The sequence below is a fragment of the Pauljensenia sp. OF14-1SRA genome (assembly GCF_027694595.1).
Classification (GTDB): Bacteria; Actinomycetota; Actinomycetes; order Actinomycetales; family Actinomycetaceae; genus Pauljensenia; species Pauljensenia turicensis_B.
Genome location: NZ_JAQEVQ010000010.1, coordinates 20112 through 36340 on the forward strand (window position 1 = coordinate 20112; position 16229 = coordinate 36340).

Annotated in this window: 15 protein-coding genes; 14 read left to right on the forward strand and 1 reads right to left on the reverse strand. The window is 59.9% G+C overall.

Going from position 1 to position 16229, the window contains the following annotated elements; translation table 11 throughout:
• The first annotated feature begins 6 nt into the window (after window positions 1–6).
• From PG731_RS06315 to PG731_RS06330, 4 genes are all read left to right on the forward strand, one after another.
• Complete coding sequence (locus tag PG731_RS06315; RefSeq protein WP_006680733.1) at window positions 7–744, forward strand: phosphoglyceromutase; 738 nt, start codon at window positions 7–9, stop codon at window positions 742–744.
• Between the two features lie 216 nt (window positions 745–960).
• Complete coding sequence (locus tag PG731_RS06320; RefSeq protein WP_270772854.1) at window positions 961–1479, forward strand: CarD family transcriptional regulator; 519 nt, start codon at window positions 961–963, stop codon at window positions 1477–1479.
• Between the two features lie 27 nt (window positions 1480–1506).
• Window positions 1507–2298, forward strand: coding sequence for an IspD/TarI family cytidylyltransferase (locus PG731_RS06325; protein WP_270772855.1), 792 nt, complete (start codon window positions 1507–1509; stop codon window positions 2296–2298).
• Between the two features lie 218 nt (window positions 2299–2516).
• The gene (locus PG731_RS06330; RefSeq protein ID WP_270772857.1) at window positions 2517–3881 is read left to right on the forward strand and encodes an MFS transporter; all 1365 of its coding nucleotides are present in this window, start codon (window positions 2517–2519) and stop codon (window positions 3879–3881) included.
• 151 nt (window positions 3882–4032) lie between these two features.
• Here PG731_RS06330 and ispF read toward each other — a convergent pair whose 3' ends face one another.
• Window positions 4033–4557 (reverse strand): 2-C-methyl-D-erythritol 2,4-cyclodiphosphate synthase, encoded by a 525-nt coding sequence (ispF, locus tag PG731_RS06335; protein WP_270772859.1) that lies wholly within the window; start codon window positions 4555–4557, stop codon window positions 4033–4035.
• Window positions 4558–4632: 75 nt separating this feature from the next.
• On the opposite strand from ispF, the gene thrC reads away from it, so the two are divergent.
• From thrC to dtd, 10 genes are all read left to right on the forward strand, one after another.
• Complete coding sequence (gene thrC / locus PG731_RS06340) at window positions 4633–6096, forward strand: threonine synthase (RefSeq protein ID WP_270772861.1); 1464 nt, start codon at window positions 4633–4635, stop codon at window positions 6094–6096.
• A gap of 110 nt (window positions 6097–6206) precedes the next feature.
• Entirely contained in the window at window positions 6207–7667 is a 1461-nt protein-coding gene (gene cysS / locus PG731_RS06345; RefSeq protein ID WP_270772862.1) for a cysteine--tRNA ligase, read from the forward strand.
• A gap of 235 nt (window positions 7668–7902) precedes the next feature.
• Complete coding sequence (gene rlmB, locus PG731_RS06350; protein ID WP_270772863.1) at window positions 7903–8892, forward strand: 23S rRNA (guanosine(2251)-2'-O)-methyltransferase RlmB; 990 nt, start codon at window positions 7903–7905, stop codon at window positions 8890–8892.
• Between the two features lie 531 nt (window positions 8893–9423).
• Window positions 9424–10401, forward strand: a complete 978-nt coding sequence (locus PG731_RS06355) for an SPFH domain-containing protein (RefSeq protein WP_270772864.1) — start codon at window positions 9424–9426, stop codon at window positions 10399–10401.
• Window positions 10402–10445: 44 nt separating this feature from the next.
• Window positions 10446–10790, forward strand: coding sequence for a hypothetical protein (locus tag PG731_RS09235; protein WP_442952662.1), 345 nt, complete (start codon window positions 10446–10448; stop codon window positions 10788–10790).
• 227 nt (window positions 10791–11017) lie between these two features.
• Window positions 11018–12298, forward strand: a complete 1281-nt coding sequence (locus PG731_RS06370; protein WP_270772866.1) for an adenylosuccinate synthase — start codon at window positions 11018–11020, stop codon at window positions 12296–12298.
• Between the two features lie 402 nt (window positions 12299–12700).
• Window positions 12701–13762: a hypothetical protein gene (locus tag PG731_RS06375; protein WP_270772868.1), complete on the forward strand. Its 1062-nt coding sequence runs from the start codon at window positions 12701–12703 to the stop codon at window positions 13760–13762.
• A 97-nt stretch (window positions 13763–13859) separates the two neighbouring features.
• The gene (locus tag PG731_RS06380; protein ID WP_270772870.1) at window positions 13860–14504 is read left to right on the forward strand and encodes an FABP family protein; all 645 of its coding nucleotides are present in this window, start codon (window positions 13860–13862) and stop codon (window positions 14502–14504) included.
• Window positions 14488–15777, forward strand: a complete 1290-nt coding sequence (gene ygfZ, locus PG731_RS06385; RefSeq protein WP_442952663.1) for a CAF17-like 4Fe-4S cluster assembly/insertion protein YgfZ — start codon at window positions 14488–14490, stop codon at window positions 15775–15777. The genes PG731_RS06380 and ygfZ overlap by 17 nt, the downstream gene beginning before the upstream one ends.
• Window positions 15777–16208 carry a D-aminoacyl-tRNA deacylase gene (gene dtd / locus PG731_RS06390; RefSeq protein ID WP_270772872.1) on the forward strand — a complete coding sequence of 144 codons (432 nt, stop codon included), beginning with the start codon at window positions 15777–15779 and terminating at the stop codon, window positions 16206–16208. Before ygfZ ends, dtd begins: the two co-directional genes overlap by 1 nt.
• The last annotated feature ends 21 nt before the right edge of the window (window positions 16209–16229 follow it).

Genomic DNA, 16229 nt, shown 5'->3' on the forward strand with positions numbered 1-16229 from the left:
GACGCCATGACATACACACTGGTGCTGCTCCGCCACGGCGAGAGCGAATGGAATGCAAAGAACCTCTTCACCGGCTGGGTTGACGTGCCGCTCTCCGAAAAGGGCCGCGCCGAAGCCGCACGTGGTGGTGAGTTCCTCAAGGAATCTGGCGTTCTGCCGGACCTCCTGTTCACCTCGATGTTGCGCCGCGCAATCATGACCGCGAACCTCGCACTCGATGCTGCCGATCGTCACTGGATCCCGGTTGAGCGTAACTGGCGTCTGAACGAGCGCCACTACGGTGCTCTTCAGGGTAAGAACAAGAAAGAAATCCGAGACGAATACGGCGAGGATCAGTTCATGCAGTGGCGTCGTTCCTACGACGTTCCGCCACCGGCAATCGAAGCTGGCTCCGAATTTAGTCAGGACACCGACCCGCGTTACGCAGGCGAGCCGATCCCGATGACCGAATGCCTGAAGGACGTCCTCGAGCGCCTGCTCCCGTACTGGGACGGCACCATCGTCCCGGCAATCAAGACCGGCAAGACCGTCATGATCGCCGCACACGGCAACTCGTTGCGCGCCATCGTCAAGCACCTCGACGAAATCTCCGATGAGGATATTGCAGGCGTCAACATCCCGACCGGTATCCCGCTTGTTTATGAGCTGGATGAGGAAACCCTCAAGCCGATCAAGAAGGGTGGCACCTACCTGGATCCCGAGGCAGAAGCAAAGATTGCTGCTGTCGCCAACCAGGGCAAGTGAGCATCTAGATAGCTGAACGAGTGGGGCGGATCCGCGAAAGCGGGTTCGCCCCATGTGTATTGTGCTGATTTGAATCCACATGTGAAGTCGATCGCGGGGGTGGATTGAGCGCCCGCCCCTCGTGAGTGGCTTCGGTCCGCCAGCGCCTAGTCGGGTAGGAAACGGGTGCAAATGGTAGACTTGTATCCGCTAGTCGCATATCTGCAGGGAGCTCTCATGACGTTCGAAATTGGTCAGACGGTCGTTTATCCGCACCACGGTGCAGCCACGATCGAAGAGATCTCTTCGCGCACGTTGCGTGGTGAAGAGATCACGTTCTTGACCTTGCGCGTCGAACAGGGCGACATGACCATTCAGGTTCCCGCAAATAACGTTGACCTTGTTGGCGTGCGTGAAGTTGTCGGTGAAGATGGCCTGGAAGAGGTTCTGAAGGTTCTTCGCGCCCCCTACGTTGAAGAGCCCACCAACTGGTCCCGCCGTTTCAAGGCAAACCAAGAAAAGATCGCAACCGGCGACATCGTGAAGGTCGCTGAAGTTGTTCGTGACCTGACGCGTCGCGACGATCTGAAGAAGCTTTCCGTTGGTGAAAAGCGTACCCTGACCAAGGCTCGTCAAATCCTCTGCTCCGAACTTGCGTTGGCGCGTAACATCACCGAAGAACAGGCAGCTACTCGCCTTGACGAAATCCTCGCCGAAGGTCGTATTACCCCTGAAGGCGCCGTAGACGCTGAGTGACCTGACCCGTCACACTTCGGATCCTCAATGTCAACCGCTCTTGCAGTCCTGACAGCAGCAGGCTCCGGCACCCGTTTGGGGTGTGACGGCCCCAAAGCTCTTGTTGAGCTTGCTGGCACTACTCTTCTTGAACGATCCGCCCGCGGGCTAGCTCAAGCTGGTGTTGCAGGCATCGTCGTGACAGCGCCCGCCGATCAGGTCGATACTTTCGCCACTTACTTTCCAGATGGACGTATCACGCTTACAAGCGGGCAAGGCGAATCCTGTTCAGTACCTGTTCTTGTCGTTGCCGGATCATCCGCGTCGCGTCAAGCCTCAGTTGCCCTCGGACTGGATGCGTTAGAGACCCTCGCCGAAACCCACGGGATGTGCCTTGACGCTTCAACCCCCGTCCTTGTTCACGACGCCGCGCGAGCTTTGACTCCGCCAGACGCGATTCGTCGCGTCATCGCAGCCGTCACGTCGGGATACAACGCCGTCATCCCGGTTCTGCCAGTGACCGACACGCTTAAACAAGTTGGCGACTCCACCGCGTCAGCACACCTAGACATCGGACTGCGCCCGGTGGTGGCAACCCTCGACCGTTCCACCCTTGTCAGCGTGCAGACACCTCAAGGATTCGCGTGGTCCACCTTGCGCGAAGCGCACGAGTCCGCCCGGATTCGTGCAGCAAATGAACGTACAGCGGCGACCGATGACGCGGGTCTTGTGGAAGACGCAGGTGGCCAAGTGATGACAGTCCCTGGCGACCTTCTATCCATGAAAGTCACAACCCGGCTCGACCTTGCGCTCGCAACACTTCTACTCGATCAATCCTGAAAACTGTCAGCTTGCCTGCCACCGCGGGGTAAGAAAGATGCCCGGTGTGGCCTCGTCAATGAGGGACTAGAACGGGGACGCAAGGCAGATAATGCGACCAACTTGTACGTCCACAAAACGTTCAAGAAATCAAATTTCTCTCCTCTTCGTGTTAAGTTCCAGATGTCAGCAACACTGACAGCGCCCAAAGCAGCGGACGTATGTCCGAGGAGAAACGAATGTCATCCACCCCAAACACCCCAGTGGCATCAAAAGAAAAAACGAAAATCCTGACGCGCCCCGTCATTGAATGGGCAGCGTGGGACTGGGGGTCGGCAGCGTTCAACGCTGTCGCCACCACTTTCGTCTTCTCCACCTACCTGACCAGCGATGGACTGTTCACCGATGCGGGCACCGCGAACTCGCGTCTGTCGATCGGGTTGACCGTCGCGGGCCTCATCATCGCTCTTCTCGCGCCGATTACCGGCCAGCGCGCAGACCGTCGCGGTAAGGGCGGTGTCTGGCTCGGCTGGTTTACCGGTGCGGTTGTCCTGTCGATGCTCGCCATGTTCTTCGTCGCCCCCGAATCGTCGATCGGGCCGAACGCGTCACTCTGGCTCGGTATTTCACTGCTGGGCGTCGGCAATATCTTCTTCGAGTTCGCGTCCGTGAACTACAACGCGATGCTCAACCACCTGGCTGATAAGAAGGACATGGGGCGTATCTCCGGCCTTGGCTGGGGAGCCGGCTATGTTGGTGGCATCGTCCTGCTACTCATCCTCTACGTTGGCTTGATTGGGCCGAACCTGCTGGGTGTGTCCACCGACAACGGTCTGAATATTCGTATCGCGATGATCATCGCGGCACTCTGGTTCGGTCTCTTCGCCCTGCCGGTCGTGCTGCACCCGCCGAAACCATCGGTCCTGCACCACGATGATTCGAAAGAATCTCTGCTCGACTCCTACCGTATGCTCTGGCAGACCGTGAAAGGCCTGCACCGCGAAGCACCGCACACACTGTTTTTCTTGCTGGCTTCCGCCGTCTTCCGCGACGGACTGGCAGGCGTTTTCACCTTCGGTGCAATCCTGGCAAAGTCCGCGTTCGGTTTCTCCGCCGGTGACGTCATGGTCTTCGCAATCGCCGCGAACGTTGTGGCGGGTCTAGCCACCATCGGCTTCGGCGCTCTGGACGACAAGATTGGCCCGAAAAAGGTCATTATCTTCTCGCTCGCTTCGATGGTCGTTTTCGGCCTGGGCGTCTTCTTCTTCCACGCGCACGGCTCGATTATCTTCTGGAGCCTTGGCCTGTTGCTCTGCATTTTCGTCGGCCCAACCCAGTCGGCATCCCGTTCGTTCCTCGGCCGTATCATCCCCGCAGGTCGTGAAGGCGAAGTCTTCGGCCTGTACGCGACCACCGGCCGTGCCGTCTCTTTCCTGGCACCGTTCATGTACGGTGTCTTTCTGAAGATCGGCAAGACGCAGTCCACCGGTGGCGACTACACCTACTGGGGCATCCTCGGTATCATCCTGATCCTCGCCGTTGGCTTGCTTCTGACCATTCCGGTCAAAGCAGACAAGGCACACCTGGAGCACCTCGAAAAGTAATGGGGGAGTAGCGGGCTGATTCTTTCTGCCTGCTCGCCTCTGTTCTCTTCCCGATTCTTGAGGTGCGCTTGTCGCGGGGGATCTCGACCGCCGTTTTCTTCGCGGGTACTCGCCCGCGGTTTCCCCGCGGAACCTCGTTTGCGCTGGCGAACTACTGAGCCCGAACGACGAGCGCAACCGCTGTTGCTGCCAAGCCGTCGCCTCGTCCCGTAAACCCAAGCCCGTCCGTCGTCGTGGCGCTGACGGAAACGGGAGCGCCGACGATCTCGCTCATCCGCTGGCATGCTTCGGGCAGACGCGCAGCCATGCGAGGCTTTGTGCCGATCACCTGCACGGTCGCATTACCGACGTGCCAGCCAGCTTTGCGCGCCATTCGGCATACCTCGACAAGGAACTGTTCGCCGGATGCGCCCGACCACTCGGGTCGACTGGTCCCGAACACGCTTCCCATTTCGCCCAGACCGGTCGCCGCTAAAATCGCGTCGCACACCGCGTGAGCTGCAACGTCGCCATCAGAGTGACCCTCCAGTGGGGTTTCGCCCGGCCACTCCAAACACGCGAGCATGAGCGTCTTGTCGGGCAGAATCCCACACTCGTCTGCGACTGTGAACGCGTGAACGTCGATCGCTTGGCCAATGCGGAAGGGGACGGGAGCGGAGTGAGCGGTGTCAGTCATGCTTTAAGGCTAGCCGGTGCGACGCGGATTTGGGACGGGGCCCGCGCGACAGCCTGACCCCGATAGGATCGGCGCATGCGGTACATTTCGACTCGCCAATCTTCGGCCGACAACGCGCGCTCGTTCAGCGACATCCTTCTGGAAGGACTCGCCCCCGACGGTGGCCTCTACATGCCTGAAAGCTACCCGCAACTGGGGGCGACAGACCTCGAAGAATTCAGCCGAGTCCTCGCAGATGAAGGCTATGCGGCGCTCGCTGCCCGCGTCCTCGAACTGTTCATTGACGACATTCCCTCCGAGCACCTGAAGGCGATTACCGCTCGCGCCTACCGCGCGCCCGCGTTCAGTGAGCCGGCGATCGTTCCGGTCACGCACCTCCAGTCCGGAGTCTGGGTGTCGCACCTGTCGAATGGTCCGACGGCAGCCTTCAAGGACATGGCGATGCAGTTGCTCGGCGAACTCTTCGAGTACGAGCTCGACCGTCGTGGAGATTGGCTGACGATTGTGGGTGCGACCAGCGGCGATACTGGCTCTGCTGCTGAGTACGCGCTACGAGGCCGGAATGGCCTGTCGGTCGTTATGCTCACTCCGGCCGGACGCATGACAGCATTCCAGCGCGCGCAAATGTTCTCCCTGCTGGACGACAACATTGTGAACGTCGCAGTTGAGGGCGTATTCGATGACTGTCAGGACTTGGTCAAGGCGGTCAACATGGACCCCGACTTTAAGGCGAAATGGCACCTAGGCGCGGTCAACTCGATCAATTGGGCGCGCCTGCTCGCCCAAGTCGTGTATTACGTCGCGACCTGGTTGCAGGTGGCACGAGGCGCGGACGGTGGTCTCGACCTGGATTGCCGAGTGAACGTCGTCGTTCCCTCGGGCAACTTCGGCAATATTTGCGCAGCCCACGTGGCGCGACAGATGGGCTTGCCATTGGGAATGCTTGTTGTGGCTACGAACGAGAACGATGTTCTTGACGAGTTTTTCCGCACCGGTGTCTACCGCGTTCGTTCTTCGGCCCAAACACTGGCAACCTCGTCGCCGTCGATGGATATTTCGAAGGCATCCAACTTCGAGCGCTTTATCTTCGACCTGCTTGGTCGCGACGGGGAGCGTACCGCTCAGCTGTTCGGTGAGGCCCTGAACTTAGACGGCTTCTTCGATCTGTCCGGCACTGAAGAATTTGCCACCCTTGGCGAAAACTACGGCTTCGTGTCGGGCACCTCAAACCATGCCCACCGCCTAGAACAGATTCTCTTCACCGAAGAAAACGACGGCTATCTGCTGGACCCGCATACCGCGGACGGCATGCACGTCGCACGCCAGTGGGCACCGCATGTGGACGGGGCGACCGTCGTCATGGAAACTGCGCTTCCCGTGAAGTTTGCCGACACGATCCGCGAGGCAACCGGCCACGAGCCTATCGTTCCCGCCCGATTCGCCGATATTGAGGGTGGTGAGCAACGCGTCGTGAGCCTGCCGAACGACGCCGACGCCCTGCGTGCTCTGATCGAAGAAAAGATCACGCCCGGAAACTGAGTTCCCGAAACGCTTGTCCCCTACGCCACCCCGCCCTTTCGTCGCGTTACGCAGTCCTAAAAGTGGAGGCGGCCTCGTACCGTGGGAGCTGACGCAGGTAGCATGGCACTATGACGCTTCACCTGTACGACTCGAAGTCCGCCACCCTGCAGCCACTGATTCCTGTAAACCCGGGGAAAGTGGGGATTTACTTATGTGGCGCGACGGTGCAGGGTGCGCCGCACGTCGGACACCTGCGCGCGGCCGTCGCGTTCGACTCGCTGATTCGTTGGCTGAAGCGCAATGGTCTGGATGTCACATACATCCGCAACGTCACCGACATTGATGACAAAATCCTCAACAAGTCCGCCGACGCGGGCGTTGAATGGTGGGCGTGGGCGCAGCGTTTCGAGCGTGAATTCACCGAAGCGTACGAGACCCTCGGTGTTCTGCCACCGACCTACGAACCTCACGCGACCGGTCATATTCCGGACCAGATTGACCTGATTAACCGCCTGATCGAGCGCGAGCACGCCTACGCCGACGGTCAGGGCAACGTCTACTTCTCCGTCGCCAGCCAGGACGATTACGGGTCGCTGACCCGCCAGAAGCTCGATGACATGCGCACCACCGAAGACGAGGCGCAGATTGACGCCGCCGTGGAAGCGGGCAAGCGCGATCCTCGCGACTTCGCGCTCTGGAAGGCAGCCAAAGCAAGCGAGCCGGAAACTGCGGCCTGGGATTCTCCGTGGGGACGAGGCCGCCCGGGCTGGCATCTTGAATGCTCTGCGATGTCGCGGCGCTATTTGGGCGACGAATTCGATATTCACGGCGGTGGAATCGACTTGCGATTCCCGCACCATGAGAACGAACAAGCGCAGTCACACGGCGCAGGTTGGGGATTCGCTCGCCTCTGGGTTCACAACGCGTGGGTTACCATAAAGGGCGAGAAAATGTCGAAGTCGCTGGGTAATGTGCTCTCCATCGACGCTCTGACTGCAGAGTATCCGGCTGCTGCCGTTCGTTGGGCGCTTTCGACCGTTCATCACCGCAGTGCCATCGAGTGGGGCCCCGAAACTGTGCCAGTAGCTGCCGCTGCATGGGCGAAGTTTTCCGCCTTCGTGGAACGCGCGATCGCGATTGCAGGCGAGGTTCCCGCTTCCGAAATTGCACTGCCTGCGTCCGAGCTACCCGAAGGCTTCGTGACCGCAATGGACGATGACCTGAACGTGGCCGGAGCACTTGCCGTCATCCACGAGCACATGAAGGCCGGCAACGTCGCCATCGAAGCGGGTGACACCGAAGCGGTCCGACGTGAACAGCAGTTGGTGCGCTCCATGCTTGATGTTCTCGGACTTGACCCCGCATCCGAGCAGTGGCGAAGCGGACTGGGCTCCGCTGGCACAGCTGGAGGTGCGGGATCTGGCGAACACGACGCGCTCGACACCCTCGTTCAGGCCGTCATCGAAGAACGTGCGCAGGCTCGCGCCGAAAAGGACTGGGCACGCGCAGACGCTCTTCGTGACCGCCTCGCGAACGCGGGAATCGAAGTCGCTGACGGGCGCGATGGAGCAACCTGGAAACTCGCCTGACCTTCCGTTGATCGCAGGCACGTCTCTCGCGCGAGGAATTGCCAAGGCCGATAATCGGAGCGAAAGCTGGAAATCGCTGGCGTTCCCGGCCTCGTCAATTGGTGAACAAGAGAAAGTGCGCCGTGATACCTACCGCAAATGGCGATATCGTGCGGGAAAACAGTCGGGGAGCGGATAGGCTTGCTATCTGAGCTGCTCGCCGGGAGGCGAGACCAACGAACGATAGGTGAAACTCATGGCGGGAAACGACGGTCGTCGTGGCGCAGTGCGCAAACCCGGATCGAAGAAGGGCGCGAAAGTCGGCACCGGCGGGCACTCGCGTCGTAGGCTCGAAGGTAAGGGGCCGACCCCGAAGGCTGAAGACCGGACTTACCATCCCGCGCACAAGCGCAAGATCCAGCGGGAAGCACGCGAAGCTCGGGAAGCAGCGATCGCACGCGCGCGCGCCAAGTCATCCATCAAGGTCGCCCCCGGCCACGAACTGATTGCCGGTCGCAACCCCGTCGCTGAAGCCGTCCGCGCCAACGTGCCGATTGAACGTGTCTTCGTGCTCGACAACGTGAAAGACGACCGCGTCGAAGAGGTCATTCGCCTCGCCACCCACATGGGTGCCCCCGTTTTCGAGGTCACCCGTCGCGATCTCGACGTCGCAACTGACGGTGCTGTCCACCAGGGCGTAGCCGTTGAGGTGCGCGGATACGAATATTCGCACGTCGAAGACCTGATCGTCGGGTCCTTCCAGAAGGTCGGAACGCCCCTGCTGGTCGCGCTTGACCAGGTGACCGACCCGCACAACCTGGGCGCGGTTCTCCGTTCCGCCGGAGCATTCGGTGCTGACGGCGTCATCATCCCGGAACGTCGCTCCGCAGGTGTCAACACCACCGCGTGGAAGGTCTCCGCTGGCGCAGCCGCCCGAGTTCCCGTCGCGCGCGCAACCAACCTGGTCCGTGCCCTCGAGGAGTGCAAGAAGAACGGTATGTTCGTCATCGGCCTTGACAGCGGGGGAGACGCCTCGTTGCGCGGGTTGAAGCTCGCCGACGCGCCACTGGTCGTTGTCACCGGCGCTGAAGGGGCGGGCCTGTCCCGACTGGTCCGCGAAACCTGCGACCAGATTGTGTCCATCCCGATCTCGTCCGCGGTCGAATCGTTGAACGCCGCCGTCGCAACCGGCATCGCCCTGTACGAGGTCGCCTCCGTCCGCGCGGAGGCTGCCGCGGTTAAGTGAGGTAACCGTCAACTACAGTAGGCATTGCCTGGCGAGCTAGGCGTGCTAGCTGAGCTAGGCGTCGCCAGCTGAGATAGGCGTCGCCAGCTTTTTCATCGTTCCCGTGTTTTCCCTTGCGTAAGAGCGCGGGCGCGAGGCATGTGTGGGTGCTCGGCGGAGTTTGGCGATGACGGGCCTCGGATTTTGTTGTGTAAGGTGATGTTTTCCCAGGTGAAAGCCCGTTTTTGTCGCCTTGTACGTCTTTTCTTTTTTGTCGCCTTGCATGTTTCTTCTTTCCTTAGCGCTCAGCCGGGTTGCCTTCAGCTGATCAGATGTGCCACGCATTCTGCGCGAGCACGTATTTTCGGCTGGAGTTGCGCGCGTGGCCTCGCGAATTATCGATAGTCCGCGACCGCGAATGATGCACGAGGCCGCCCACTTGTGCCCAGTCGAAAACTCACTATTGACGCGGAGTGAAAAATAGATATCATATTGATATCGCATTCGTGTAGAGCTAGTCGACCGGCTAGCGCGGGTCGCAAAGGAGAACTGATGTCGCACTCGGTGGCTCAGGAAGAGCACATCAACGTCAAAGGTGTAGCTGACAACGCGTTTGCTGAAGCAGAGGCGCGCGTGAATATTACGGAAAAGAAGGCGCCGGCACTCGGATCGGCGATCGCCTTCCCGACCGCCTTGATCCTGCTCGCAGGTTTCGCCTACTCGATCTACCTGTTCGTTATAGGCGTGATCGCGGCTGACGTTGACGAAGCGGGTGGTGTCGCAAGGATCATTTCCGGTTCGGTCATGTCCCTCCTCGTCATGCTGTTAATGCCCTGCTTGGCGGTCATCTCTCCCGGCCAGACCTCGGTTCGCCAGTTCTTCGGCAAGTACATTGGCACGGTTCGCAAGACGGGCTTGGTGCTGGTACCACCGTTTACGAATGGCAAGAAGGTCTCCGTCAAGGTCCACAACTTCGAGACGAGCGAGCTGAAAGTCAACGATTCCGACGGTAACCCGGTGAACATTGCGGCGATCGTCGTGTGGCAGGTTGCTGACACGGCGCGCGCGGTCTTCGCGGTCGAGCAGTACGAGGAATTCATCAAGGCTCAGGCGGAGTCGGCGTTGCGTCACGTCGCCACTTCGCACCCCTATGACGAGCCCGGCCCGGGCGAAACCTCGCTACGTGGCGGTACAGACGTTGTCTCGGCTGAACTTGCGCGCGAAGTTGCGGCTCGCGTTGAACTGGCCGGTCTTGAAATCGTCGAGGTTCGTATTTCGTCTCTCGCTTACGCGCCCGAAATTGCGCAGGCAATGTTGCAGCGCCAGCAGGCCGGTGCTGTGATCGCTGCCCGTGAGCAGATCGTCGAAGGCGCGGTCACCATGGTTGAGCAGGCGCTGAACCGTCTGGAAGACAATGACATCGTGTCGCTGGATGATGAACGCAAGGCTCAGATGGTATCGAACCTGCTGGTCGTGCTCTGCTCTGACCAGCGCACTCAGCCGGTTGTGAATGCGGGCTCACTGTACTGACCTGCTGGGTTGGTACTGGGGAGTGTGAGTCGCCGGGTGAGTAAATGACTCCGAAGAATGAGCGCAAGCAGATTCTTCTGCGCTTAGATCCTGCCGTCCACGAGGCGTTGTCTAAGTGGGCGGCAGACGATCTACGCAGTGTGAACGCGCAGATTGAGATCATTCTGCGTCGCGCGCTGAAGGATGCGGGGCGTGAAGCAAAGGCTCAGCCACTTCGGCGGCGAGGCCGCCCGCCCAAGCAAACGCCACCCGCCGAAGGGGGCGGAGTAAGATTTCTAATGCTTAAAGCGTACGTGAAGGCGTACGCGTTAGCGTGTCCGCTGTTACTGCCACTGCTGCTCGAGCCAATCTGTATCGCTCGAATTATGAGTGGCTGGTTACAGACTTAAGCGGTTACTACTCGCGTCGTATCAACGTCCAACATCGACTCGTTAACAACGTCTTTCCAGAAACTCTAAGTGTCCACGTTCTCCGCATGTGGAGTTCTGCGAGTAGGAGCGTTCTTCTGGAATAACCTGCGGAACGGTTACTGCTCACGCCCTGGCGTAAAACTCGGTAGAATTGTGCGAGGTGCGGCCATAGTCGTACGTATAGCAAGAATATCGGGGAGAAACCCATGCCAGCCGTGATCGTGCTCGGTGCCCAGTGGGGCGACGAAGGTAAAGGTAAGGCGACCGACCAGCTCGGCCAGAACACTGACTATGTCGTGAAGTTCAACGGCGGTAACAACGCCGGTCACACTGTCGTCATCGACGGTGAAAAGTACGCACTGCACCTGCTACCCGCGGGCATTCTATCCAAGGGCGTTACCCCGATCATCGGCAACGGCGTCGTCGTCGACATTGATGTTCTGTTCCAGGAACTGGCAGAAATGGAATCGCGTGGCGTTGACTGCTCGCGCCTGAAGATTTCCTCCAACGCTCACATCATCCCCAGCTACAACCGTCTGATGGACCAGGCGAACGAGCGCGCTCGTGGGAAGAACCAGATCGGCACAACCGGCCGTGGCATCGGCCCGACCTACGCGGACAAGATGAACCGCGTCGGCATTCGCATTCAGGATCTGTTCGACCCGAAGACACTGAGCGAGAAGATCGAGGCAGCTCTCGCTCCGAAAAATGAGGTTTTCGCAGCCGTCGGCATGGAAACCCTCGATCCTGACACCGTCACTGAAGAACTGCTCGCATACGCTGATCGTATCCGCCCGATGGTCTGCGATGCGTCTCTCGAAGTGAATGAGGCGCTTGATCGTGGCGACACGGTGCTTTTTGAAGGTGGTCAGGCCACCATGCTCGACATCGACCATGGCACATACCCGTTCGTGACCTCGTCGAACCCGACCGCCGGCGGTGCGCTGACTGGCACCGGTGTTGGCCCGACCCGCATCGACCGCGTTGTCGGTGTTGCGAAGGCGTACACGACGCGCGTGGGTGAAGGCCCGTTCCCGACAGAACTTGATGACGAGGTCGGTGAGGCCCTGCGTCACAAGGGTGGCGAATTTGGTGTGACCACCGGTCGTGCTCGCCGCACCGGCTGGTTCGACGCGGTTGTCATGCGCTACGCGACCCGCATCAACGGCCTGACTGACATCTGCCTGACGAAGCTCGACGTCCTTTCTGGCTATCCGACCATTCCGGTCTGCGTCGCCTATGAGGTCGATGGCACCCGCATGGAAGAAATGCCTCTTGACCAGGTCGGTTTCGAGAACGCTGTCCCGGTGTACGAAGAACTGCCCGGTTGGGAAGAGGACATTACCGGTTGCCGTACCTTCGAAGAGTTGCCGAAGAACGCGCAGGATTACATTGCGCGCCTCGAAGAGCTGTCGCGCTGTCGCATTCAGTCGATCGGCGTCGGCGCTGGTCGTGAAGCGACGATTGTCCGCTACCCGCTGATCTGACACCGCTGGCGACCGTCCGCCGTTTGGTGGAGTCGTCGCCCCACGCAGACTGAGCTGCTACTTCACTGATTTCGGTGTGAACGTAGCAATGCCGTCCGCGATCATATTGACGAGGCCTGGCCCGGGTGAAACACCCGGGCCAGCCTTGTTTTATCCCTTGGCGTTCACAGGGGCCTACAGGGAACGGGCGGAATAGAAAAAGTGGCCACGACAGGAAACCCATCGTAGCCACTTTTCAACGACTAGACACCGAGCCGAAAGCGCCTGTCGGCGCGAAGGCCGCTCGTAGCGGCAGAGTTTGGAGCCCGGGGCTTAACAACTCGGTGCGCGTACAAGCATACGTAATGCGAGCCTCGCCAGCGAGGGGAGGACAGGTGGGACATCCCACCAAAATGTGCGACCATGAATCGTATGGAGTCTGTTCCCACTCGACGTGCCTTGACGCCCCATTCTCATCGAGGGCGTCGCGGTTTAAGCGACCGCCTTTCGATGGCAACCCTGTCGATCGCGACCGGTATGCGCTTATCCGCGGTCATCGTTCTTCTTTTCTCGATTCTGACCGTGGTCGTGTGGGCGTTGCCGGCAACGTCTTTGACGTTTGCTCCCCTGATTGCTCTGATCGGTGTTGTTCTTGCCTTCACGTGGGGTGCGCTTACCGGTCTGGATCTTCCTCCCCTCACGATTATCGCGTTGGCGCTTTCAGCAGCTGTTCTGCCGATGACGGTCGCGCTGACGGGCGACTTAAAATATGGCGTTCCGGTGATCGGGGCGTCGGTTGTTGTGATTGTTGCTTCGGTGATTTTCACGGCTCCAACGCCAACGAATCACTCGTTTATCACGGGTGAGAATTGTGCTGAAACGATTGCGCAACGCCAGCGTGAGCGGGCTCTTCAGGAAGCTCTTATCGCAGGTGAATCAGTCGATGAGGCCGATGTGATGGTGCTACGCCGAGTGAAGACTCGTCCCAATGAGCGTCCGACCTCTTTGACTCTTGCTTCCGCGATTGGAGCCTTGATTCTGATTGCCGCGTCGGCTGCGTGGATCACGTTGAATTCTCTTGAGCAGTGGAGCGTGATGATCCCCGTTGCCGCGGTCTTGATTGCGCTGATTGTGTGGGGAGACCAGATTGGCCACACCTATCGTTCGCAGTCGATTGGTGCGCTTTCGGTGGGAGCGATCTCGGGCGCAATCATTGGTGTTGTCGCATATATTGCCGGTCGTGCATCGCAGATGACGCCGATTATTCTTCCGGGCCTTGCCTCCGTCATCGGTCCGATTCCGGCGGCCGCTCTTTTCGGTCTGCTTGAAGGTGTGGCTGTTGGTGTGACGATTGTGGTTCTTGATGGTCTGCTGGGTGATCACACGACGCGTCGCCCGCCGACAGGGGCGCTGGGTCGCGCCTGCGCAAAGTTCTTGGTTGCCGCGATTCCGATTTACGCGTTGATCCGCATCGGTGGCATCTGAGCCAAATCCTCGCTTCGAGCCTCGAAACTGCTGACTGACGCGGTGGTGACGAACCCAAATATCGCATGGGCGCGCGCAAACCTTTAGGCTAATTTCCATGATGGTTATTCCTGCTGATTTGCCTGTTGCTCTTGCTCCTCTCGCCTGGATGCTCGGTACGTGGAAGGGCTGGGGCATGGTCGCAGGCGCTGAAACGGATACTGCGATCATTGAAGAGATGCGCGGTGAGATTTGTGGTGAGCAGATGCGTTTCACCACGTCGATTTACCAGGGTCTTCCGGCTCCCGGCGTTGAGATTGAGCCGACGTGGGATGCTGCCGAGGGGCTGTCGCACATTGGTCGCGGTCAGCTTCTGGTCGAAGAGACGATGTACGTGTCGGTGATGCCGACTACGGGTGAGCTGCCTCCTCCGGGTCAGTATGTGTCGCGCGAATTCACGGCGACTTCGGCTCTGACGAATGGTCTTGGTGTGCTGTGGGCGGGCGTGGGAGTTGGCCCGCGCGTGCAGATGGTGTCGGATGCGATTGCGCGCGACGCGAAGGCGCAAGAGGTCGAGCACCTGGGGCGCATGTACGGCCTGGTCGCGGGTGAGCTCATGTGGACGCAGGAAAAGACTATTGCCGGTGGCGAAGCTGGAGTTGAGTTCTCGGGTCGCCTGATGCGTACCGAGCAGGCGCACACCGCGTCGGGCGAAGCCGTTGAGGGAATTGACGCCGAGGCTGAGAGTGGTTTCCTTGTCTGATTCCCCCGTTTCTTCCGCTACGTCGGATTCGCCTGCTGATGAGTGGCTGTCTCCGCTTGCCACGTGGCCGGGTGCGATTCTCACGTCCGACGATCTAGGGGACCAGGACACCCGCGCTAAAGACGCTGACACCCCTGAAGAAGGAGCGGAGCCAAAGACCTTTGCGATCCCCGCGACGCCGATTGCCCTGCATTACGGCGACCCTTTGGAGGAACAGTGGGCCTTGGAAGAGGGCCGCGCGATCACGGATCGCGCAGACTTGGGCGTCATCACCGTGTCTGGTGTGGATCGTCAGACGTGGCTGACCAGCATTACGACGCAGATTGTCACGGGTATGGGCCCGGGGGATTCGAAGGAGCTTCTGGTTCTGGATCCTCAGGGTCATATTGAGCACCAGGCTGCAGTAGCGGACGACGGCGAGAATACGTGGTTGATCTGCGAAGGCCATGACACCCGGGGTCTAGCGGAATTCTTGCGTTCGATGCAGTTTGCTCTGCGCGTGCGGGTTGATGTGCGTTCTGACGTGACGGTGTTCGCGACCGCGGGCAGTGACACGGATACAGCTACCGGGCTTCCCGGCCTCGTGCTGACCTGGAACGATCCGTGGCCGGGCACGACCGAGGGAGGCACGGAATACTTCCAGGGCTCTCATCCGGGCGAACGCTCACGGATACGTTTGCATGTTGTGCATCGCGACGGGGCGAAGCAGTTTGTTACCGACTGGCTGGCCGCTGATGCGAAGCGGAAGCCTGCGGGGTTCCTTGCGTGGGAGGCGATGCGTATTGCTGCGTGGCGCCCGCGCTTGGGTGTCGACACGGACGCGCGGTCGATTCCGGCTGAGGTCGATTGGCTGCGCACTGCGGTCCACACGAATAAGGGCTGTTATCGCGGGCAGGAGTCGATTGCTCGCGTGCTCAATTTGGGGCGTCCGCCGCGTCGCCTGACGTTCCTGCAGCTTGATGGTTCACGAGGCGACCTTCCCGAGGTAGGTACTCGCATTGAATCGAACGGTCGAGTTGTTGGTGTCGTGACCTCTGTTGCTCGCCATGCGGAGTTTGGTCCGATTGCTTTGGCGGTGCTTGCGCGCAACATTCCGGCGTCGATGGTGTTCGACTTGGACGGTATTGCTGCAGCTCAGGAACTGATTGTTCCCGTTGATGGCAAATCTGCAATGTCCCCCGAAACGCGTCCGGGCGCTGATTTGAATAATCCTGATCTGCGTCGCCATGACGTGTCGCCGATCGGTGGCCTGGGCGCGTTGGGAGCCCGCTGATGCGCGCGGTTATTCAGCGCGTGACCAGCGCTTCCGTGTCTGTTGACGGTCAGGTTGTCGGAGCGATTGATCGCCCGGGTCTGATGGTGTTGCTCGGCGTGAAAAGGGGAGACGGTGCGGAGCAAGTTGCGACTGTCGCCCGTAAAATCGCGGAACTTCGTATTCTCGGTGATGAGCAGTCCGCCTCGGAACTCGGTGCTCCGATCCTGGTGGTTTCGCAGTTCACGCTCTACGGGGATACGCGCAAGGGACGTCGCCCCTCGTGGGTGAATGCCGCCCCGGGCGATGAAGCGCAGCCTCTCGTCGATGCGGTTGTCGCCGATTTACGAGGTCGCGGACTCGAAGTAGCAACGGGCGAATTCGGCGCGATGATGGAAGTTTCGCTGGTCAATGATGGCCCGTTCACCGTACTGGTGGAATCCGAAGCGTAACTGAAACAGCCGGGAGCCGAT